Raw genomic sequence first — 21,350 nt, forward strand, 5'->3', positions numbered from 1 at the left:
GGGCGAACCGCCCGCGTCGTTTCGCATGAAAGTACTGGTCATCAACGATTTCGCCCGCAAGGGCGGCGCCGAAGAGGTCTACCGGACATCGGTCGACGTCTTGCGCGCGCAGCCGGGCGTCGAAGTCGCGACGTTCGACGAGAGCGCGTTCGAAGGCGCGTCGAACGGCGCGGCGCGCGCATGGAACGCGCCCGCCGCGCGCGCGCTCGCGGCCGCCCTCGAACGAGAAGCGCCGCAGCGCGTGCTCGTGCACAACTACCACAACCTGCTGTCGCCTTCCGTCGTGCCGGTGATCGCACGCTACAAGCGGCGCGCCGGCTGTCGCGTGTACCTCACGTGCCACGACTACCATCTCGTCTTCTACAACCCGAACCTGCTCACGTATCCGGGCGGCCGCGCGACGCCGCTGCCGCTCGACGCGCTCACGCGCCGCACGCGGCTCTTCGAGCGCTCGAGCCCGCGCGGCGTGCTGCACGACGCGATCAAGAAGCTGCATTGGCACGCGATCGACGCGCTCGTGCAGCCGGCCGACGTGTTCGATCTGCTGCTCTGCCCGAGCCCGTACATGCGCGACGCGCTCGCGCAGCGCGGCATCACGCGCACCGCGCTGCTGCACAATCCGGTCAGCACCGCGCTCACGGCGCGCGAGCCGAAATGCGCGGATCGCGAGCGGCTCGATCTCGCGTTCGTCGGCCGCATCGATCCCGAAAAGGGGCTCGACGAATTCCTCGAGCTCGCGCGCGCATCGCGCTTCGAACGCATCGCGAGCGTGACCGTCTACGGCGACGGCGGCCAGCGCGCGGCGCTCGAAAGCAAGTACGCCGAGCTGCTCGCGTCGGGCCAGCTGCGTTTCGCCGGCCGCCTCGATCACGCGCAGCTCTTCGTCGCGCTGCGCGAGCACGATGCGCTCGTGCTGCCGTCGGTGTGGGCGGAGAATGCGCCGCTCGTGATCGTCGAGGCGGCGATGATCGGGCTGCCCGTGCTCGTCCACGACGTCGGCAGCCTGTCGAGCTTCGGCGACGAGATCGGCAACAAGATCCGTTACGCGCGCAACGACGCGAGCCTCGCGCAAGCGCTCGACGCGCTGCGCGCGCACCTGCGCGACCCGCAGCGCCGCTACGACTGGTCGCTCTACACGCGACAGCATTACGCCGAACGCCTGAGCGCGCTGCTGCAGCTGAGCGCCGACGAAGCCCGGGAACTCGCGCCGCAATGCGATTGATCGACCCGATTTACCCCATCGCGCGCGCCACGAGCGCGCGCGACACGATGTCGCCCGTGCGACGCGAAGGCCACGCATGACGACCGTCCGCAAGAACTTTCTGCTGCTGATGACGCTGCAGATCTCGACCTACGTCGTGCCGCTCGTCACATTGCCGCTCCTCACGCGCGTACTCGGGCCGGAAGCCTACGGACAGCTGTCGCTCGTGCTCGCCGTCATCACGTACTTCATCAACTTCACGAACTACAGCTTCGATCTGACCGCGACGCCGCGCGTCGCGCTCGCGCACGACGATCTCGCGGCGCGCTCGAAGATCTTCTGGGCGACGTTCGCGGCGCAGGCCGCGATCACGGCGGCGGGCTTCGCGATCCTGCTCGCGCTCACGTTCGTGATCGACCGCTTCGCGATCGATCGCACACTGCTCGTGATCGGCTTCGGGATGACGGTCGGCGCGGCGCTCACGCCCGGCTGGTATTTCCAGGGCATCCAGAAGCTGCGCATCTACAGCATGACGCTGTTCGCGTGCCGCGCGCTCAGCGTGCCGGCGATGTATCTGCTCGTGCGCTCGCCCGCCGACCTGATCGACGCCGTCGCGATCAACGCGGCGGTGCCGCTCGTCTGCGGCGTGCTCGTGTTCGGCTATCTGATCGTGCAACGCGAAGTCGAGTTCGTGCGCATCGGCGCAGCCGACGTCGCAGCGGCGCTCAAGGGCGGCTGGCAGGTGTTTCTCGCGTCGACGTCGGTGGCGTTCTACGCATCGACGAACACGGTGCTGCTCGGCTTCGTGTCGGGCAACGTCGCGGCGGGCTACTTCGCCGCCGGCGACAAGCTGATCCGCTCGGCGATCAGCCTGCTGCAGCCGCTGAAGGCGGCTGCATATCCGCACGTCAGCTATCTGATGCACCATGCGCGCGAGGACGCGATGTCGTTTCTGCGCAAGCTGCTCGTCGTGCAGGGCGCGATGGTGCTCACGATCTCGCTCGCGATCTTCGCGCTCGCGCCGCTCGCCGTGCACATCCTGTACGGCTCGACCTACGAGCCCACCGTCGGCGTGCTGCGCTGCATGGCGTTCATTCCGTTCATGGCCGGCATGACCGATCTGTTCGGCGTGCAGACGATGCTTCCGCTCGGCATGAAGACCGCGTTCAGCCGCGTGCTGATTTCGTCCGGCGTGCTGAACGTCGCGCTGCTGCCGCTGCTCGCGAAGTTCTTCGCCGAGCAGGGAGCGGCCGCCGCGGTGCTGATCGCCGAGACGGCGGTCGCCGCGACGCTCGCGTACGTGCTGTACCGGCGCCGCGTGTCGATCTTCGCGCGGCCTGCGCCGCGGCCCGCGGCGGATGCATGAGCCTGAGCCTGAGCCTGATGGCTGATGGCTGGTGGCTGGTGGCTGACGGCCGATGTCTGACGTCGGGCGACCGGCGACTGGCGACTGGCGAGCGAAGCACGACGAACGGTACGCGGCGCACGGCTGACGATCGCCGCCCGTGATCGCCGCCTGCGCCGCCTGCGCCGCTACGAATACGCCGCCTCGCACCACGGCACGGGCCGCCCGATGTAATACCCTTGCGCATAGTCGACGCCGAGCGCGGTGAGCTTCTGCAGCGTCGCCGCGCTGTCGACGTATTCGGCAACCGTCTTGCAGTTCATCGCATGCCCGATGTCGTTGATCGAAGCAACGATGTCGAGGCTCGCCGCATCGTTCGCGATGTCCGTCACGAAGCTGCCGTCGATCTTCAGATACTCGACCGGCAGTTGCTTCAGATAGCTGAGCGACGCCATCCCCGCGCCGAAATCGTCGAGCGCGAACCGGCAGCCGAGCGCCTTCAGCTCGTGCATGAAGCGCAGCGCGCCGGTGAGGTTCGCGATCGCGGCCGTCTCGGTGATCTCGAAGCAGATCAGCGCCGGCGCGACACCCGTGCGCGCGAACTGCTCGAGCACGTAGCCGAGGAAGCGTTCGTCGCCGATCGATATCCCGGACAGATTGATCGCATATTCGGTAAAGCGCCGGCAACGCGTGCGCGCGAGCGCGTCGAGCACCGTGCGCACGACCCAGCGGTCGATGTCGGTCACGAGCCCGTAGCGCTCGGCCGCGCGTATGAAAAGACCGGGCGGCGCGACGCTGTCGCGCTCGCCGAGCGCGCCCATCCGCAGCAGCAGCTCGCCTCGGCTCGCACGCGGCGGCAAGCCCGTCTCGCCGTGCGTCGCGGTATCGACGATCGGCTGCACGTACAGGCAGAAATCGTCGAATTCGAGCGCCTGCCTCACGCGCGCGCACCACGAGACATCGCTGATGTGATGCGCGAGCTCGCGATCGTGCGGATCGGCGAGCTGCACGCGATTGCGCCCGCGCGCCTTTGCGACGTCGCACGCGATGCCCGCGAGGCGCACCGCATCCTCGACGCGCCGCGTGCGTTCCGGCGCGCCGAGCAGCGCGACGCCGACGCTCGCCGTCACCGAGAACGGCTGGCTGTCCCACGCAAACACGAAGCCGTCGACGCTCGCGCGCAAGCGCTCGGCCGCGCATACGGCCGCCGCTTCGTCGTGCGCGTCGAGCAGCACGCAGAATTCGTCGCCGCCGAGCCGCGCGACGATGCCGGCCGACGCCGCGCACGCGACGAGGCGCGCGGCGAGCGCGGCGAGCATCGCGTCGCCCGCCGCGTAGCCGCACGTGTCGTTGACGATCCGAAAGCGATCGAGATCGACGAACAGCAGCGCGACCGGGCCGCACGCATCGGCCGCGAGCGCGAAGTGAACGTGACGTTCGAACTCCGCGCGGTTCGGCAGGCCGGTGAGCGGATCGTGCGTCGTCTGCCATGCAAGGCGGCGCACGAGGTCGTGCTCCGTCGCGAGACTCTTCAGCACGAGCACGCGGCCGCTGCCGGATGCGCGCGGCACGTGCCCGGACGGCGGCGCGATCGACGACGCCGTCGCGCGCACGGCGATCGCGCCGCCGTCGGTGCGATGCAGCATCACATCGCGGCTGCCGCCTTCCTCGAGATCGCCGAGCGATGCGTCGGGCGAGACGGGCGAGCCTGACGAATCGGCCGCTTCGCCGTCCGCGCGCGACAAGCGCAGCGCCGAGACGAGCGGGCGGCCCCGGCAATCGTCGGCAAGCATGCCGATCAATCGCTCGGCCGCGGGATTCAGGCATTCGACGCGCCCGGCCCGGCCGGTGAAGATCACGCCGTCGCCGACGGCGACGAGCGCCGCGCGGGCGCGCGCCTCGCTCATGGCGAGTGCCCCTTCCGCTTCGCCGAGGCGAAGCGCGAGCCGTCTGATCCGGAACACGGGCAGCAGTGCGAGCGCGATCATGCCGAGTACGCCGAGGGCAAGCATGATGGCGAGCGGTTCGCGAAACGTCGAGTGAATCATGTTCGAGTGCGAGCGAAATTGTGGGACTGCCGCGGCGCCCGCCTGGGACCGTCGCGGCATCGTGTTCGAAGCGGTGCGCGGCACGGCGTCGGTGCTGCGGTCGGGCGCATCGCCCCACGCCGACTGCGCGAGCGTGCATGCGCGCGCGGGCCCGAGCCGCCACCCGAGCAATTCGTCCGAGGCCATCGCGTTCGCCGCATCCGCCGTGCACGTCGTGCCGCGTGCGCGCCGCTCGTGCACGCCGATGCGGCCGAGCACGCGCTCGATCGCGTCGAGATCCGGCGCCGCATCGTCACGCGGCGCGTGGACGAACGCCGCCGCGCCGCTCTGCGCCGCGTGCCATGACGGCGCCGCGACGATGCCGCCCGCGCCGAACGCGCGACGGGAAAGGTGCGCGCAAATGCTCGCCGGCATCGCGAAATACGCGCGGCCGCGCGCAATTTCGCGAAGCTCGGCCGACAGCAGCGCCGTGCCGAGCAAGGCCGCCGTCAGCGCGATCGCGATGGCCGCGCGCGAGCGCCGAACGCGCCGTGCGATCGGATCGCAAAACAATCGACTGGGGACGGAAGCCATCGATGCATCACCGGAAGCGGCAGGCCGCGATCATTTCGAGGACGCATTCCGTTAATCGATCCGAAATTCGGATACCAAATCGATTTTGATTTGCGCCCATTCGACTTGATGCGATCATCCACGACATCGTGACGCGAGTGTGTGGGCTGGGTGACGCAATTCATTTCAAATTAAGGCGCTCCGTACGCGACATCCGCTTTTCCTGCTTTGGCTCTTCTGGCATGCCGTTCGGCCAAACATCGGACGAAAATACATTCGTATGCATGCCGCATCGACAGCATGCGAAAATAATCTATTGAAATCTAAATTCAAACAATAAACCATCAAATTTTGCTTCCGAATGACGATGTTCCGGATCAATTGATTCTTAATATTTGAAGTCGATCCGGTGAACGATTTCGAGCGCAATCATCGCGCCCCGCGCATTCAGCTCCGATAGCTCGGATCGAGCCGATCGACGATTCGCTGCAGTGCATCGAACGCATCCTGCCCCGCGCCGTAGCGCGGATCGAGATTCAGCGAATCGCGCGCGCACGCGTCGAGAATCGGCGCGTCGATCTCGAGCGGCATGCCCACCGCCTGCGTCGCGACCTGCACTTCGCATGCGCGATTGAGCAGCCACATCAGCGAGAACGCATGCGCAAGCGTGCGGCCGATCGTGACCGGCCCATGATTGCGCAGCAGCAGCACCGGGCGCCCCGCCGCGCTGTCGACGATCCGCTGGCCTTCGTCGGGCCGCACCGTGATGCCTTCGAAATCGTGATAGGCGACGCGGCCGTGCAGTTGCGCCGCATAGAAATTGGAGAACGACAGCCCGCGCCGAGATGCGCATATGGCCATCGTCGGCGTGGTGTGCACGTGCATCACGCAGTGCGCATCCGGCAGCGCCGCGTGAATCGCCGCATGAAACGTCACGCCGGCGGGGTTGACCGGCCAGTCCGCATGGCCGGCCGGATGGCCGTCGACGTCGACCTTCACCAGATTCGACGCGCGGACCTCGCGGTAATGCAGCCCGAACGGATTGATGAGGAAATGGGTGGCCTCGCCGGGCACGCGCAGCGAGATGTGGTTGTAGATCAGCTCGCTCCAGCCGAGATGGTCGAAGATCCGATAGGCGGCCGCCAGTTGAACGCGCGCTTGCCACTCCGCTTCGGCAATGCGCGACGGGCGGGCGAACGGCTGATTCTGTGCTTGAGTCATGACGTGCGTTCCTCGTCGAATGGCATCGATGCGAACGCGCCGCGCGCGCGCAACGGGCGCGGCGCCCGAAAGCCCGGCAGCCGCGGCCGCCGGCCACGCCGCTACAGAAACAGCAGCGCGCGATTGAGCGCGTCTTCGTCGCGCGGCCGCTCGCGCCAACGTTCGAGAACGGGCACCGAATACAGCCGCTGCGCGCCGAAGCGCGGCCAGAAGTGGCACAGGCCGGGCGCGATCACCTGCACGACCGGCAGCCCGATGTCGGGCCGCGTCTTGTCGACGACGAGCGTATCGATGCCCGCGGCCGACAGCCGCGCGACGCAGCGTTCGACGTCGCTCTTCAGATCGGCGGCCGTCCCCGTCGCACGCAACGGCGCGCGCATCGGCGGCAGCGCGGAATCGGGATGCAGGAAGGCCTCGCCGGACAGTTTGTCGGCGTCCCACGGCGGCGGCGCCGACGCGCCGACGTCGAGCAACTGGTTCACCTCGGTGAGCGCGCGCTGCAGCGCGATCCGGCTGTCGAGATGACAGCCGAAACCGATCGAGAAGCGTCCCGTCGCCGTTTCGCGCGCGAGCGCGACGAACACCGGAATGCGCAGGTCGTGCGTGATGTCGAGCGCCCACAAGCGCCAGCCGAGCGACGCGTATTCGGCGACGAGCGCGTCGAAATACGGATCGCCGAAGCTCGCGATGTCGATGCCCGGCCGGCAAAGTTCGTTGTACCACCAGATCGCCACCGCATCGCGCTCGACGAGCTCGAGCAGGCCCTGCAGGATCGCTTCCTCGATGCACGCGCCCGCCGCGCAGCCGTTCGGGTTGTGCACGCAATACGCGGTGCCGCTCGACGCGGGCGCTTCCGCGTAGCAATAGGCAAGCGGCACGAGCCGCCGCGCGCCCGTCGCGATCGACCACGCAGGCGTCCAGTCGATCACGCTTTGCGGCGTGAAGCGCTGCGGCACCTGCTTGCGCGGATCGTCGGTGGTCGCGTTGTGGCGCTCGCGCCGCTCGAACTGGCGATCGCTGTATTGCTGCAGCGCGTTGACGTCGATCGGCGCGCCATGCGGCGGCGCGTGCGCGGACAGCTCCGCGAGGCTGCCGCGCAACGCCGCTTCGTCTCCCTGATAAACGCCGCTGAAGCGTTCGAGCGCTTCGGCGAGCGCGCTCGCGCGCGCCTGCGCATCGCTTGCGCCTTTGCCCGAGCACAGCTTGTCGAAGCGGTTCTCGCGCGGCGCGCGCTGCGGACACACCAGATAGCCCGCGACGTACACGTGCCGCATGCCGGCGTTGCGCCCCGGCATCGGATGCAGATAGGCGATCGGGCCGCTCACCGGAGAAATCAGATGTCCGTAGCGTTTGAAGAGATCGCCGGCGGCGAGCGTCCGATGGCCGCCTTCGCGGTGCGCCCCGGCTTGCGCCGACGCGAGCGTCACCGGACGCTCCGCCTGCTCGCGCATCCACGCCGCATTGCCGCAGCGCGGACACTGCGCGCGCCTGACCACGCGGTGCGCGGCGGTAGCGAGCGTATCGATGCGAAGCGACACGATGTGCGAGCCCGCATGACGGCGGCGTTGCGCGTTCACCGCGATCTGCTCGACGAACGACGCGACGACGGCCGCGACGGCCGCGGCGCTCGCGCGGCTGTGCACGCTCGGCAGGCGCGCCGCGCCGCTGCCGTGCATGCGCGCAAGCAGCGTCTCGACCGGATGGTTCAGCGCCGTCCAGTAGCGCACGCATTCGATGCACGGCGGCGCGTCGGTCTCGCCGGACGCCGTCGACGATGCCGCTGCAGCCGCAGGCTGACCGATCGACGCGCCGAACAGCGGCCCGATCAGCGGCCCAAGCAGCGGCCCGATCAGCGGCTCCACACGATCGGGCGCGACGACGAGCAGCGCGCCGCCGCGCGCCGTCACGCGTTCGGCGGCATCGGTCAGCTCGGCGCGATCGTAGCCGTCGGTCAACGCGACCGTCAGCGCCGCATCCGGCGCCACGCCGATGCCGCACGCGGCGAACGTGTCGAGCTGCGCGCGCGGATCGACGCCGAACGCCTCGACGGCGACCGCGAGCCGCGATGCGATGCAGGCCGCCGCATCCCCGTCCACACCCGTTCGTTCGAAGAAGCCGATCGCGGCGTCGCGCTCGCCCGGCGCGTCCGCGCGCACGTAGCCGCGCCGCGCCAGATGATCGAGCGCGCCGAGCAACTCCCATTGCGAAAAGCGCGCGGCGAGCGCCGCGAAGGTCTGCGCGATCGTCAGGCCGTCGCGCATGCACGCGGCCAGCGCGGGAAACACGTCGCCCGGCAGCACCGAGCGTCTGAATTCGTCCACCACATACAACGCGCCGGGACCGGCGTCACGCACCAGCAGATGCGGCTTGAAACGCAGCACGCGCGAGAAGTCGTCGAGCATCGTCCCCCCGTATCGGACACCGCGATCGAAGTGGGCGGCGCGGCCCGCGAACCAAGCGCCTCGGGCCGCGCCGCGCGTCGCCGTGTGGACGGCTCAGCAGCAGGTGAACAGATACGCCGGCCCGGCGTCGTTGTATTCGGCGAGCGCGATGCCTTCCTCGGCGATGTTGGCGGGCCGCGTCGGAATGCCGACGCTCATCGTGTTGACAGGCAGATGCCAGCGCTGCGTTTCGCGATGCCAGCCGTACCCGTCCTTCGCGGCGACTTCGACGATCTTGAGATCCAGAATCCACGGGCAGCGATAGTCGAGATAGCGTTCGAGCGCATCGTACGGATTGGCGAGCAGCATCTGCCTGAACGCTTCGTTCTCCCAAGAGAGCGCGATTGCGCGCAGATAGACTTCCTGAAACTCGAGCAGTGATTCCTGAGTGGGGACTGCGTTGTTGTCGGCCATGTCAGATCTCCTTGCGGTCCGGTCCGAACAGACTAATGTGCTTCGCGTTGTACGCGGCGAGCGCGGCCGCGCGCTGCTCCGGCGGCGGCGCCGGCGGCAGCATGAGCGCGAGCCGGTTGACCTCGTTCGTCGTCCAGCCGCCGTTCGTGAGCGGCGTCCACGCCGAGCTGTTCTCGTGCACCTCCAAATGCATCTTCATCGGAAACCGATAGTCGAAGTACTCATGCAACGTTCCGACCGGATCGGCGACCAGCCGCTCGCGAAACTTCGAGTCATGCCACGCCACGGCGATCGCCTGCACGATCACGGCGCGGTATTCGAGAAACTGGTCGTACGACGGCATACTGGGGCTTCGGTCCATCATCGCTTTTCTCCCGTGGTTGAACGGAGTTCTCGTTGCAACTCGCGCAGCTCCGTCTGCGCTTTCTTCTCGATTCGCGCCATGCCGCTCTGCCGCGCGACGGCGGCCGCCTGCGCGCATAGCGCGACGGCCGCTTCGGCCAATTCGGCCGCGCCGGCCGCTTCGCTCACGTCGGCCGCGCTTCGACCTTGCGCGTCACACAAGCAGCGCGCCTTCTTGAGCAGCAGTTCCGCAACGTAATAGCGCTCGTCCGTCGATTCGGCGAGCGCGAGACATTCGTCGAGCGTCGCGATCGCGGCGCGTGCGTCGCCGCGCGCCGCGTCGATGTCGGCGACGACCGACGCGTAATACGTGAGTCCGAGCATGCAGCCCGATTGGCGCAACGCGTCGACGTTCGCGCGCGCCGCGTCACGATCGCCGTCGCACCACGCGCGCACGACGGCCGCGTAGCGCTCGACCGCGTTGAGCCCGTAGCAGCGCGACAGCCGCAGCACCGCGTCCGACGTCGCGCGCGCGCCGTCGCGATCGCCCGCGCATTGCTGCATCCGCGCGAGGTACATCATCGTCACGCCGATCGTCGGCAGATGATCGCTGCAGGTCGCGACATGAACCGCGTCGTGCGCGAGCGCGAGCGTGCGCGCGACGTCGTCGTCGATGCCCCACAGCACGCTCGCGCGCGCGGACAGCGCCCACGCACGCGTGTCGAGGCCGAACGTGCGCCGATGATCGCCGTCGCGGCGCGGATCGTAGGCGGCGAGCGCCGCGTCGAACGCGCCGAGCGCGAGCGCGTAGTGGCCGTCGATCCAGCGGCTCATTCCGTGCAGCGTATCGGCGGCGACGCCGAGATCCGCACGCGCCGACGCGCGAGCGAGCTCGGACAGCTGCGCGCCGATGCGGCGCACCGCCGCGCGATCGCCGGCGACGTGGTGATACACGGCGATCGTCCACAGCGCGCTCGCCGCGGCCTTCGCGTCGCCCAGCGCACCGACGCGCGACAGCACGCGGTCGGTGTGCTCGCGCACGCGCGGATCGCCCCAGCCGTCACGCGCCATTTGCGCGTGCGCGAGCGTCAAATCGATCGCGACCGTGTCTTCGTCCCGCCCCGGATAGTCGCAATGCAGCAGCCAGCCGCGCACCGCGCCCGCATAGCGGATCGCGTCGTCGTGCAGCGCGCGCTCGAGCGCGCGGCGCGCCGCTTCGATGCCGTGCGGCGCCGCATCGGCGAACGCATGCGCACGCGCGAAATGATCGGCGATGCTCGCCGAGCGCGCCGCCGGATCACCGCCCGCGGGACGCGCGAGCAGCGCCTGCGCGACGCGCCGATGATTCTCGCGGCGCGTCGCGGCCGGCATCGATTCGTACGCGGCCTCGCGCAGCAGCGCGTGACGGAACACGTACGTCGCGCCGCCGATGCGGTGCTGCGCGTACAGCACGCGGCCTTCGAGCAAACGCCGCAGGCAGTCGTCGAGCTCCGCGCCCGCGCGCGGCGACGCGTCGGCAAGCAACCGCGCGTCGACTTCGAGGCCGATCGTCGCGGCGAGCTGGACGGTGTCGAGCGCGTCGTCCGCGCGTTCGAGCGCGAGCTCGAGCGTCTCGCGCAGGCTGCCCGGCAGCGGGCAGCGCCCCGCTTCCGCGAGATCCGGCAGGCGCGCGCCCGCAGTCGGCACGATGCCGCCTTCGACGAGCGCGCGAATCGTTTCCTCGACGTACAGCGGCACGCCGCCCGTGCGCTTCACGAGGAAGTCGAGCGCCGCGCGGTCCGCGCCCGCGTCGGGCATCAGCGACACGATCAGGTTGCGCGTCGCGGCAGCCGACAGGCGGCGCAGCATCAGCCGCTCGGCGCCGCGCCGCCACCGCTCGAGCTGCTCCGGCCGCGACGTCAGCACGACGCACACCGCCGCGCATGCAGGGTGGCGCGCGAGCGTGTCGAGAAAATCGCCCGTCGCGCTGTCGACCCATTGCACGTCGTCGACGATCAGCAGCACCGGGCCGCCGCCGCCGAGCGAGCCGAGCAGTTGGCACAGCACGTCGAAGAGCGCCTGCTGCTGCCGCGCGCCCGACCAGCGCAGCTTGTCCGCGCCGCCCGGCAGGCCGAGCCATGCGGCGAGCGTCGCGCGCGCGGACGCGCGATCGCCGTCGAACGCTCCGAGCATCCGGTCGAGCGCATGCGGATCGCCCGCGTCGAGCTGCCAGTGCGCGCGCACGAAGCGCAGGATCGGAAAGAGCGCGTGGTTCGTCTGCTCGGGCAGGCACACGCATGCGGCGCACGCGCCGTGCTGTGCGCGCACCGTCTCGCGCAGCGCGTGAACGAGCCGCGACTTGCCGATTCCCGGCTCGCCGACGACGAGCGTCGCGCGCCGCGCGGCCGCGCGCGGGCCGCCCGCCGCCGCGCGCACCGCATCGCGCCACGCGCGCGCGAGCACCGCCTGCTCGCGGTCGCGCCCGACGATCGGCGCCGCGTCGCCGAGCTCGAGCGATTCGAACGGCCCGCGCTCGTAGCGCTCGCCGAGCAGTTCGCGCACGGGCTGCGGCGCCGCGCCTGGCGCGGCGAATGCGAGCGACGTCGCCGCGGCGTCGACGTGGCGCTCGAGCGCGCGCGCCGCTTCGTCGCTCAACAGGATGCGCCCCGGCTGCGCGATGCGCTGCAGGCCGACGGCCGCGCTCGCGATCGCGCCGCCCGACGCGCCGCGTGCGTTCGCAAGCGCGGTGCCGACGTGGATCGCGCCCGCGATCTCGATGCGCCATGCCGGCGCGCTCGCGCCGTCGGCGGACGGTTGCGGCGCGAGCGCCGTCTGCCCCGCGTGCCGCGTCATTTCGAGCGCCGCGCGGCACGCGCGCTGAGCGGGCCGATCGATGCCTTCCGGATAGCCGAAGTAGAACAGCAGCGTATCGCCGAGCGCGCCCGCGACGTGGCCGCCATAGCGCACCGCGATGTCCGAGCAGCGCGTGAGCCACTGCGCGTGGAATACGTCGAGCGCTTCCTCGGCCGCCGCGGCGTCGTCCGGCTGCGCGCCGTTCGCGGCGACCGCGACACGGCAGCACAGTGCGGTGATCTGCCGCCGCCCGACGGGCGCGTCAACCGCGATCGTCCCGCCGGGGTCGCGATACGCGACGCCCGGCTCCGCCTGCGCGCGCCGTCCGTAGCGCAAGCCGCCGACGAGCGCCGGAAAATGAATCGCGCGAAACCGGTTCGCAAGCGTCTGCGCGGATTCCGCGCGCTGGCGCGGGTCCTTGCCGAGCGCATCGCGCAGCACGTCGCCGAGCGGATGCGCGGCGATCGCGGGCGGCAGCGCGACGTCGACGGGGCTCAGGTGCTGATACAGCACGTCCGCGACGCTCGCGCCCTGCATCACCGGTTGCCCCGTCAGGCATTCGATCACCATCAGGCCCCACGCGTAGAAGTCGCTCTTCGCGGTCGGCGGTTCGCCGCGCAATTGCTCGGGCGCGCAATACTGCGGCGAGCCGAGCACCTCGGTCGTCGCGGTGAGCGTCAGTTCGTCGCCCGCATGCGCGTCCGGCAGCAGCGCGCCGATGCCGAAATCGAGAATCTTCGCGCACGGCTCGCCGTCGCGCGTCGTCACCATCACGTTCTGCGGCTTCAAGTCGCGATGCACGACGCCGTTCGCATGCGCGTGCGCGAGGCCGTCGAGCACCTGCGCCATCAGCGCGCCCGTCGCCTCGGCGGGCAGCGCGCCGTCGGCCGCGAGCAGCGCGCGCAGCGTGCGGCCCGCAACGTGCTCGAACACCGCGAACAGCACGCCGTCCGCCGTCTCGCCGCTGTCGAGCAGCGCGACGATGTTCGGATGCGACAGCCGCGCGCACAGCGCCATCTCGCGGCGAAAGCGCGCGCGCAGGCGGGTGCGCTCGCGCGCGCCGCGCGGCGCGTCCTCGCGCAGCAGCTTGACGGCGACGCGCTGCGACGTGTCGAGCCTCACCGCTTCGTGCACGCGGCCCGCGCCGCCTTCGCCGAGCACGGCGCCGAGCCGGTAACGGTGCTCGCCTTGTAGCTCGTCGCCGTCGCCGGGCAGCGGCGGCGCGATCGCGCGCAGCGCGCCGCGATCGCCGGCGCGCGCGCGATCGGCCCGTGCGGAAGCAGACATGAAGCGCCGCTCAGCCCAGCGCGGCGGGCGAGACGAGCGTCGACGCGCCGCGCGCGACCGGATCGGGCGGTATCGTGAAAGCGTCGGACTCGGCCGACTGGCATTCGAGCCGGTCGCCGCGCACGACGCGGAAAGCGAGCGCGCCGAAGCGCACGCCGCCTCGGCGGCGCTCGACGAGCTCGGGAGAACCGGGGGACAGGAGCGGCAGGAACTGCGTGCGCGCGCGATGGATCTGCACGTTGACGTGCGATTCGTCGAGGCCGAGCATGCGCGCGAGCACGTCGAGCTCGATCCAGCCCTGCGACGCGGCGTCGTAACCGGCCTGCGCATCGGCAAAGCGCGCGCGGGCGAGCGTCACGAGGCAGTAATGATGGGCGCGCGCGCCAAGGTCGACGGCGCCGCCGCGCGTATGCAGCGTCGCCGTCACGTGCTCTTCGTCGCGGCTCACAGTGAAGTCGACGCGCTGCGGCAAGGTCGCGGCCTGCACGACGCGCGGCAGCGCGGCGGTGACGTTGCGATGCGCGAGCACGAGCTGCCACGCGAAATCGCCGCAGATCACCGCGTCGCCGTCGCGCAGCACGCGCGCGGGCGCCGTGTCGTTGCAAAGCCAGTCGCCCTGCGCCGAGCGGCTCACGGTGATCGCCGCGCCCGGCAGCGCCTGCGCGCGATCGAGCGCGATCGGCTGCGCGGGCGCGCGCAGCGGCCACAGCATGTCGACGGGCTCGCTCAGTTGGCGCGCGCGCCAGCGCACCGAGCCGCTGCTGCCGAACTGGATCAGGTCGCCGTCGCGCAACGCCACGCACTCGCCTTCGCCGACGAACCTCCCGGATACGAACGTGCCGTTGCGGCCGTGATCGTGCAGTTCCCACTGCCCCGCCGCCCAGCAGATGCTGGCATGGATGCGCGACACGTAGGGATCGGCGATGACCGTGTCGCAACGCTGCGGATCGCGACCCAATACGTGGTGCGCGCGCAGCAGACTGGCTTCCCCGGAAAGACCGTTTTCCAATAACGCCATTTCGTCGACCTGCGGAAAAATGCACGGCGTCCGGCGGCACCCGATTAGGACGTCGTGCGCGTCTTATGTGAATGATTGACGGTCGAATATCAGATTCTGTTGAATCATAGGCAAGCGCCGCATCGCCGACAAGCCGTAATTGGGTGTAATGGATTTCGCCGATCGCGTTGCCTATTTTTTGTTTCACCGGCGCGGCCGTAAGCCGGTCACGATTCAATATTCCGAAAATGTTACGGATATCTAGCGTTTGGAGACCGCCATGGGATTTTATGGACCCGAACCATTCGAAAAAGCGAGCGCCACTTACGTGTGGCTCGGTCTGCGCGTGCCCGGCGCCCTCATCGTCGAGGTGGAAGGCAACGCGCCGCGCTTCACGACTGGCATTCAACTGGTACGCGATCCGCACTTCGTCGGCGGACTGAAGATCGACGTGATGGGCTGGACGGGACCGCTCACGAACGGCACGCGGCCGTATCGCGTGCGACATACGTTCCAGGGCGTGTTCCACCCGACGATCGTCGTGCACGGCAGCAACAAGACCGAAGTCGTCGAGGTCAAGCAGATCCCGCACGAAGAAGCCGACGCATTCCTGCAGTCGCTCGACGCCGCGTGAGCGCGGCGCGCCGGCCGGATCGAAACCGGCCGGCGGCGAACCGCACCGCATTCCGAATCGTTTGCATGACAACAGACGACGAATTCCGTCAAAGCCAGAAAATCGTCGAACAACAACAAGCGAACGAAAGAGCCCGGCGTCCGGCGACGGATCGCCGGGCCTTTTTTATCGAATGACCGACGGCCGCTCGAAACGCGCGCGATGCGTCGCGATTATCGATATGCGGATGCGAAAACGCGGCGCGTCGAATGCGCTTCATCGCGACGCCGCGCAATAGGCACGCGGCCGTCGAATCGAATGCATCGTCGACTGTTACAGTCGATATAAGCGCCGGTCGGAAACAGGATGTTTTCACGCGTGCATGCGCACACGCGCACGCCGGCCTGCATGGCAACGGGCGGCGGCGACGAAATCGATTGCGCGTCGAACCCCGGCGTCGGCGACGGCCGCGCGCATCGATGCAGGCCGCGCGCGCCGCGAATCGATCGCGCATGGCGCCGCGCCGTGACAGCGCCGTGACAGCGCCGAACGTCGCGACGTCGCGACGTCGCGCGTGCGTCGCCTGGCTCGAATGCAATCGAACGCAAAACGGAAACGCGGGCCGCCGCCTCGACGGCCCGTCATGTCGCCTGCGGCACGCGAGCGCAGGAAGGACGAACGATCCGTCGCATGGCTCGCCGCGCGTAATCGCATGTAATGGATTTCGCTCCGCCGCCGCCGTATCGTTCGTTTCACCGGCACCGCCGCATGCCGGCAACGATGCTTCTCTCGATACATGACGCTGCGGACAAGCAGCGCGCGGAGACCAACATGAGTTCGTCGGACATCATCGAGCCACGCCGGGTCCTCGTCTCGGTGACGAGCGCAACGGCCACGTTCACGGCCCTGAGCCCGCATACGCCGGGGTTCCTGCACATCGTCGCGGAAGGCGCGGCGCCGCTCAACGTCGGCAACATCCATCTCGTGCACGATCCCGGCTTCATCGGCGGGGTGCTGCTCGAGGTCGCGGGCATCGCGGGGCGCCCGTCGCCGACCGTCAAGAAGTACCGCACGCCGACTTGCTCGTTCGAGAGCCAGTATCACAAGGAGATCTTCATTCGCGGTGCGAACGGGATCATCCCCGTGAGAGTCGGGCTGTTTCGTCACGAGGCCGTGTCGGCCGCCGCGGCGACGCTCGACGCCGAGTAAGCGGACGATCGCCGCTCGTCCGCTTCGATCTCCTGACGACAACAACAAGAGAACGGGCATGAACCAGGACCTGCTCGCACACATTCGGGCCGACCAGCTCGACGAGAGTATCTTCAACGCGTCCGGCCATTCGGTGACGATCGGCCCGGTCACGCTGGAGTTTCGCGTCAGCGGGGAACCGGCTTCCGCGACGGCCGAGCTGTACATCGCCCGGCAGTGGATCGGCGGCTGCACGCTGAACCCCGCGCATCCGAGCGGCAGGTTCGGCGGCGCGGTCGACAAGCTGAAGTCCGAAGTCGATCTGACGCTCGACGTGCCCGGCAAGAAGCTGGATTACCGGCTGACCGTCTGCGCGCCGATCATCGGGGGGACGAGCAAGAGCGGCACGCTCGGCCTGTGACCGTCGAACGAGGGCCGGCTGACTGCGAACCGGCCGCCGCGGCGAACCGCGGCGGCGGCGAGCGGAGCACGCGCGACGGACATCGGCTGCGGCAAATCGTGCGTCGTCGATTCGAAACGGCGCCCGGCGGGCAACGCATCGCCCGTCCGGAATAAAAACGCGTTCGGTGGCACCTTGGAGTCGTTGCGCGATAACACAAGCGTTCTCGCCCAAATTCGGCGGGATCGATAGAACAATCAACGCGCAAACGAAAAACCCGGCGGTCCGGTGGGGCCCGCCGGGTTTTGTTTTTCGCGCGGCGGGCGAAGCGACACGCGCATGAGCGACGCGGCGCGCCCGCTATGTCGTCGACGATTCCGACATCGGATTGAAATTGTTCTGTCAGGATGCCGAATGACGCGCGGCGAATCGGCCGTCTCGTTTCCGTGCGCGCCGAAGGGTCGAGCGTGACCGAACGTGATCGGCCGCAGGCGGCGCACGTCGCATTCGAGGCAAGCGGCGGCCGCGCACCGGCCATGCACCGGCCGCAGGCGGCGCACGCGGCGCAAGCGCCGTGCGCCTTCGCATCGAACCGGCAGCGCCCGCTTGCTCGCCCTTGCATGCCGGCATGTAATTCTTAATTAATTGCCGACGCAATTGAATGGCCTTTTAAATGAAATCGGCCAGCCGATCCAATGGCGAACGAATTGCTTCAAAGTTGCGAATTGACTTAACCGAATATCCGCCTAAAGTAGAGCAAGCCACGTTCCGGCAAGCGCGCGAAGTCAGAAAGAAACCGCTTGCTCGCGGTGCGCGGCGCACGCCGCGACGGGGTCCCACGCATCCGCGCAAGAACAGGGCGCGTCTCGACCTGGCTGTCGGCGGTTTGTCTTTTCGGGCGAATTGGAAAAATTTCGACAGTCGAATTGATCTGACAATAACGATATTGAGACAAGGAATCATTTAAAGAGACGACGCGCCCGCATGCACACGGGCATGCACTCCCATTGTCTCGACACGCCGGTTTTCGATTTCGCATTGCCTCGGCAAAAGCGGCGCGCACCGCTCGACGCCGTCATCGCTGTCCGCGCGAACGAAGTTGCAACAGTGAACCAGGTGCTCGGCCGGCCGACCGCCATCCGGCGATCGAACGCGGCCGCGCGCCATTGCCGGGGGGCGCCACGATGCTTTCGCTCACACAGCGCGTTTTGACCTACAGCTTCATCGATCGTCCGCCCGTCAATCCGCGCGCGGTCGGCACGTCGAACACGGACGCCGCGCTGCTCGCGCAGATCGATGCGCTGCTCGCGTCGGCCGCCGCGTCGTTCAAGGCCCGCGCGTACGACGACGCGCTCGACGATTACTTCGCCTGCGAATCGCTGATCTACTCGCAGCTCGATCCGCAATGGGACCCCGAGTTGGGCGGCAGGCTGCGCTCGCGGCTGCCGCGCGATCCCGCGCTCTTCGATTCGCTGCTGTCCGCGACGTCGCAATGGCTGAACGTGCTGTCCGTGCCGGCGCCGGCGAGCCCCGTGCGGCCCGCGACGCCGCCGCCCGCGCAGGCGCTCGCCGGCGCCGCCGCGCTGCACGGCGCGGGGCTCACGCCCGTCAGCGCGAATCCGGCCGCGACCGCGCAGGCGCTGTCGGACATGCAGCTCGCATCGGTCTACACGGCGCAAGGCAACAGCGCCGCGAGCAGCGTGGCCGTCGCGCGTGCGAAGGCGCTCGACGCGACCGTCGCCGGCGCGTTCTCGCCGCCGCAGATGCCGAACCCGACCGTGCATCCGGCCGCGAATCCGAACGTCGCGCCGCCGGCCGCGCCGGGCGCGACGCCGGCCTTTCATCCGGCGGTGACAGGCGCGCTGCCGCAACGCGGCATCGACCTCGCGCCCGCGGCGCTCACGCCGATCAAGATCCTGCCGATACCGAAATTGCCGATCACGCTGCTCGCGCAAAAGCAGGTCGGACTCCTGACGGGCAGCGGCGCGCAAACCGCGGTCAAGACGATCCAGTGGGCGGCGAGCGGCACGCCGGACATCGCGTCGATCAAGACGATCCTCTATGCGCCGCATGCGGCCGCGACCGCGCTGCCCGACGCGCTGACGAACGCGAACAGCCTCTGGGAGCGCTCGGTGCTGCTCCCGCACGACTACTTCTATACGATCCCGCTCGCGATCGCGCAGTGCTACCAGGCGCTCGGCGACTACGCGAACGCCGAGACCTACTACCTGCAGGCGGCGGCCTACGCGTACATCAACACGACGACGGAAGGCCCGTACGTGTGGGTCGCGCTCGCGGGGCTCTACGGCGCCTGGGGTGACAGCCTCTACCAGCAGGGCGACCGCGCGGGCGCGACGGCGATCTACAGCAAGGTCGTCACGCCGGGCAGCCCGGCCGCGCCCGCGGCGTCGCTCTACCAGATCGCGGGGCTCGCGAGCGCCGCGAAGAGCGCGACCGCGCTGCTGCCGCAGCTCGCGACGCTCGCGCAAACGGGCACGAGCGGCGTGTCGGCCGACGACGTCGCGATCGCGGCCGTCCTTCTCAAGGTCTACGCGAAGCTCGTGCAGATCGGCGCGGGGCTCGACTACTGGGGCACCTACGCGGCGGCCGTGCCGATCTGGTCGTTCAGCTATCTGCAGCAGGTCGCGATCAATTTCGCGCAGCTCGCGCAGCAGGCGGAAAACCAGGTCATCAACTTCTGGAACCAGGCGGACCAGGCGACATTGACGCGCACCGAGCTCGCGAACCAGGTGTCGCAGGCGAACGGCCAGGTCAACGCCGCGCAGCAGCAGCTCGCCGTCGCGCAAGCGCAGGCGCAGGCGTATCAGGCAGGCGTGACGGTCGCGCAGACGCGCGCGACGAACGCCGCGAAGAATGCGCAGGAGTACGGATCGCTCAACAGCCAGGTGATCATCATCCAGGCGACGGGCCAGCAGGTGTCGGGCGGCGACGACGGCGACTACAACGGCGTGAGCGCGATGGCGAACCAATATCTGTCGGGCCAGAGGATCTCCGGCGATTCGGCGACCGTCGCGGCCGCCACCAATCTCGCCGCGAACCGCCTGAGCCAGCAGTTCCAGATCGACAGCATGAACCGCACGACGAGCGAAATGCAGCAGGCGCTCGCGCAGGCCCAGGCGCAGGCCGCCGCGGCGAACGCGCAGGTGAGCGCGGCCGGCGCGAATCTCGCGGTCGCTCAGCTCAACGCGCAAGCGGCCGCGCAGACGCTCGGCGTGTTCGATGCGGACACGTTCACGCCGCAGGTCTGGCGAGCGATGGGCAACTTCGTCGATCAGATCTACGAACGCTACATGGACATGGCGCTGCGCGCGGCGAAGCTGATGCAGCAGGCGTACAACTTCGAGAACGACACGAGCGTGTCGTTCATCAAGGCGTCGTATCAGGGCGTCGTCGACGGGCTGCTCGCCGCGGACGCGCTGATGGCCGACATCCAGTCGTTCACCGACGATCTCGTCAACGCGAAGCGCGGCAAGAAGCAGTACCTGAAGCAGTCGATCTCGCTCGCGAGCCGCTACGGCTACCTGTTCGAGACGCAGCTCCGCAAGACGGGCACGATGACGTTCGAGACGACGCTCGACGATTTCGATTCCGCCTACCCCGGCACCTACCAGGGCCGCATCCGGCGCGTGCTCGTGTCGGTGCAGGGCATCGTGCCGCCCACGGGCGTGTCCGGCACGCTCGGCAACGACGGCATCTCGTTCTACCGGCTGCCCGCCGACGTCGCGACGCCCGCCGCGCCGAGCAAGGTGCGCGTGCAGAGCGCGGAGACGCAAATCATTTCGGACTACGATCCCGTGCAGGACGCGGTGCTCGCGCCGCCGCCCGACAACCAGACGGGCATCTTCGAAGGCGCGGGCGTCGCGAGCAGCTGGACACTGAGCCTGCCGCCCGCGCTCAACGACATCAACTACGGCACGCTGACCGACGTCGTGCTGACGTTCATCTACGAAGCGCGCTTCGATCCGCGCCTCGTGCAGCCCGTGCTCGCGCAGCTCGCGAGCCGGCCCGGCTTCTACAACCGCGAGCGTTCGATTCCGCTCGCATGGCTGTATCCGGACCTGTTCTACGGCTTCGTGTCGACGGGCGCGCTGACGCTCAACCTGTCCGCCGCGGATTTCCCGATCGATCAGACCGCGCCGAGCGTCACCGCGGCGAGCCTGCTCGTCGCGATGAAGCCGGGCACGTCCGCGTCGAACGTCACGATCGCGCTGGCCGCGCCCGGCAAGAGCGCGCTGTCCGGCGTGACCGACGCGACGGGCGCGATCTCGTCGCAGGGCGCGGGCAGCGCGTGGGCGGGCGCCGTCGGCGGCTCCGCGCTCGGCGACTGGACGCTCACGCTCGGCGCCGCCGCGAATCCGTCGCTCGCGCCGGGCGGCAAGCTCGATCTGTCGTCGCTCATCAATCTCGTGCTCGTCATCGACTACGCGTTCAAGCCGCGCAGCTGAATT

At 69.0% G+C, this 21,350-nt stretch carries 16 protein-coding genes; 9 read left to right on the forward strand and 7 right to left on the reverse strand.

All coding sequences use genetic code 11. The annotated features are described in order from the left end of the window. Positions 1 to 25: 25 nt before the first annotated feature. Together WT60_RS17260 and WT60_RS17265 are read left to right on the forward strand one after the other, a co-directional pair. On the forward strand, positions 26 to 1,222 hold the full coding sequence (locus WT60_RS17260; RefSeq protein WP_060356820.1) for a glycosyltransferase: 1,197 nt from the start codon (positions 26 to 28) through the stop codon (positions 1,220 to 1,222). A gap of 76 nt (positions 1,223 to 1,298) precedes the next feature. Next, complete coding sequence (locus tag WT60_RS17265) at positions 1,299 to 2,567, forward strand: oligosaccharide flippase family protein (protein WP_038744412.1); 1,269 nt, start codon at positions 1,299 to 1,301, stop codon at positions 2,565 to 2,567. A gap of 167 nt (positions 2,568 to 2,734) precedes the next feature. On the opposite strand, the gene WT60_RS17270 is transcribed toward WT60_RS17265, so the two are convergent. Further along, positions 2,735 to 5,074, reverse strand: a complete 2,340-nt coding sequence (locus WT60_RS17270; protein ID WP_060356830.1) for an EAL domain-containing protein — start codon at positions 5,072 to 5,074, stop codon at positions 2,735 to 2,737. On the opposite strand from WT60_RS17270, the gene WT60_RS35230 reads away from it, so the two are divergent. After that, positions 4,995 to 5,222, forward strand: coding sequence for a hypothetical protein (locus WT60_RS35230; RefSeq protein ID WP_236860832.1), 228 nt, complete (start codon positions 4,995 to 4,997; stop codon positions 5,220 to 5,222). The genes WT60_RS17270 and WT60_RS35230 overlap by 80 nt on opposite strands. Positions 5,223 to 5,593: 371 nt before the next feature. On the opposite strand, the gene WT60_RS17285 is transcribed toward WT60_RS35230, so the two are convergent. The 6 genes from WT60_RS17285 to WT60_RS17310 form a co-directional block, all read right to left on the reverse strand. After that, the gene (locus WT60_RS17285; RefSeq protein ID WP_038744413.1) at positions 5,594 to 6,367 is read right to left on the reverse strand and encodes a class II aldolase/adducin family protein; all 774 of its coding nucleotides are present in this window, start codon (positions 6,365 to 6,367) and stop codon (positions 5,594 to 5,596) included. Between the two features lie 101 nt (positions 6,368 to 6,468). Next, entirely contained in the window at positions 6,469 to 8,769 is a 2,301-nt protein-coding gene (locus tag WT60_RS17290) for a TOMM precursor leader peptide-binding protein (protein WP_060356819.1), read from the reverse strand. Between the two features lie 93 nt (positions 8,770 to 8,862). Beyond that, the gene (locus tag WT60_RS17295) at positions 8,863 to 9,222 is read right to left on the reverse strand and encodes a BMA_0021/BMA_0022 family TOMM bacteriocin (protein WP_038744415.1); all 360 of its coding nucleotides are present in this window, start codon (positions 9,220 to 9,222) and stop codon (positions 8,863 to 8,865) included. Between the two features lies 1 nt (position 9,223). Next, entirely contained in the window at positions 9,224 to 9,586 is a 363-nt protein-coding gene (locus tag WT60_RS17300; RefSeq protein WP_038744416.1) for a BMA_0021/BMA_0022 family TOMM bacteriocin, read from the reverse strand. Then, complete coding sequence (locus tag WT60_RS17305; protein ID WP_060356818.1) at positions 9,583 to 13,683, reverse strand: TOMM system kinase/cyclase fusion protein; 4,101 nt, start codon at positions 13,681 to 13,683, stop codon at positions 9,583 to 9,585. Before WT60_RS17305 ends, WT60_RS17300 begins: the two co-directional genes overlap by 4 nt. A gap of 10 nt (positions 13,684 to 13,693) precedes the next feature. Further along, positions 13,694 to 14,692, reverse strand: a complete 999-nt coding sequence (locus WT60_RS17310) for an FHA domain-containing protein (protein ID WP_052145001.1) — start codon at positions 14,690 to 14,692, stop codon at positions 13,694 to 13,696. 268 nt (positions 14,693 to 14,960) lie between these two features. Here WT60_RS17310 and WT60_RS17315 point away from each other — a divergent pair, with 268 nt between their 5' ends. From WT60_RS17315 to WT60_RS17345, 6 genes are all read left to right on the forward strand, one after another. Next, entirely contained in the window at positions 14,961 to 15,314 is a 354-nt protein-coding gene (locus tag WT60_RS17315; RefSeq protein WP_038744419.1) for a hypothetical protein, read from the forward strand. Then, entirely contained in the window at positions 15,311 to 15,490 is a 180-nt protein-coding gene (locus tag WT60_RS35715) for a hypothetical protein (protein ID WP_082717533.1), read from the forward strand. Before WT60_RS17315 ends, WT60_RS35715 begins: the two co-directional genes overlap by 4 nt. A gap of 634 nt (positions 15,491 to 16,124) precedes the next feature. Then, the gene (locus WT60_RS17325; protein WP_038744477.1) at positions 16,125 to 16,502 is read left to right on the forward strand and encodes a hypothetical protein; all 378 of its coding nucleotides are present in this window, start codon (positions 16,125 to 16,127) and stop codon (positions 16,500 to 16,502) included. 58 nt (positions 16,503 to 16,560) lie between these two features. Then, a complete protein-coding gene (locus WT60_RS17330; RefSeq protein WP_038744420.1) occupies positions 16,561 to 16,902 on the forward strand; it encodes a hypothetical protein in 342 nt (113 codons plus the stop codon). Positions 16,903 to 17,877: 975 nt separating this feature from the next. Further along, positions 17,878 to 18,093, forward strand: coding sequence for a hypothetical protein (locus tag WT60_RS35720; protein ID WP_081989341.1), 216 nt, complete (start codon positions 17,878 to 17,880; stop codon positions 18,091 to 18,093). Further along, complete coding sequence (locus tag WT60_RS17345) at positions 18,066 to 21,347, forward strand: hypothetical protein (RefSeq protein ID WP_060356817.1); 3,282 nt, start codon at positions 18,066 to 18,068, stop codon at positions 21,345 to 21,347. The genes WT60_RS35720 and WT60_RS17345 overlap by 28 nt, the downstream gene beginning before the upstream one ends. Positions 21,348 to 21,350: the final 3 nt, after the last annotated feature.

This window comes from Burkholderia sp. MSMB617WGS (genome assembly GCF_001532025.2).
GTDB lineage: Bacteria > Pseudomonadota > Gammaproteobacteria > Burkholderiales > Burkholderiaceae > Burkholderia > Burkholderia savannae.

Coding starts and splice junctions, on each gene's coding strand:
- WT60_RS17260 (WP_060356820.1), top strand. CDS start 26: ATGAAAGTACTGGTCATCAACGATTTCGCCCGCAAGGGCGGCGCCGAA.
- WT60_RS17265 (WP_038744412.1), top strand. CDS start 1,299: ATGACGACCGTCCGCAAGAACTTTCTGCTGCTGATGACGCTGCAGATC.
- WT60_RS35230 (WP_236860832.1), top strand. CDS start 4,995: ATGCTCGCCGGCATCGCGAAATACGCGCGGCCGCGCGCAATTTCGCGA.
- WT60_RS17285 (WP_038744413.1), bottom strand. CDS start 6,367: ATGACTCAAGCACAGAATCAGCCGTTCGCCCGCCCGTCGCGCATTGCC.
- WT60_RS17290 (WP_060356819.1), bottom strand. CDS start 8,769: ATGCTCGACGACTTCTCGCGCGTGCTGCGTTTCAAGCCGCATCTGCTG.
- WT60_RS17295 (WP_038744415.1), bottom strand. CDS start 9,222: ATGGCCGACAACAACGCAGTCCCCACTCAGGAATCACTGCTCGAGTTT.
- WT60_RS17300 (WP_038744416.1), bottom strand. CDS start 9,586: ATGATGGACCGAAGCCCCAGTATGCCGTCGTACGACCAGTTTCTCGAA.
- WT60_RS17305 (WP_060356818.1), bottom strand. CDS start 13,683: ATGTCTGCTTCCGCACGGGCCGATCGCGCGCGCGCCGGCGATCGCGGC.
- WT60_RS17315 (WP_038744419.1), top strand. CDS start 14,961: ATGGGATTTTATGGACCCGAACCATTCGAAAAAGCGAGCGCCACTTAC.
- WT60_RS17325 (WP_038744477.1), top strand. CDS start 16,125: ATGAGTTCGTCGGACATCATCGAGCCACGCCGGGTCCTCGTCTCGGTG.
- WT60_RS17330 (WP_038744420.1), top strand. CDS start 16,561: ATGAACCAGGACCTGCTCGCACACATTCGGGCCGACCAGCTCGACGAG.
- WT60_RS35720 (WP_081989341.1), top strand. CDS start 17,878: ATGCACTCCCATTGTCTCGACACGCCGGTTTTCGATTTCGCATTGCCT.
- WT60_RS17345 (WP_060356817.1), top strand. CDS start 18,066: ATGCTTTCGCTCACACAGCGCGTTTTGACCTACAGCTTCATCGATCGT.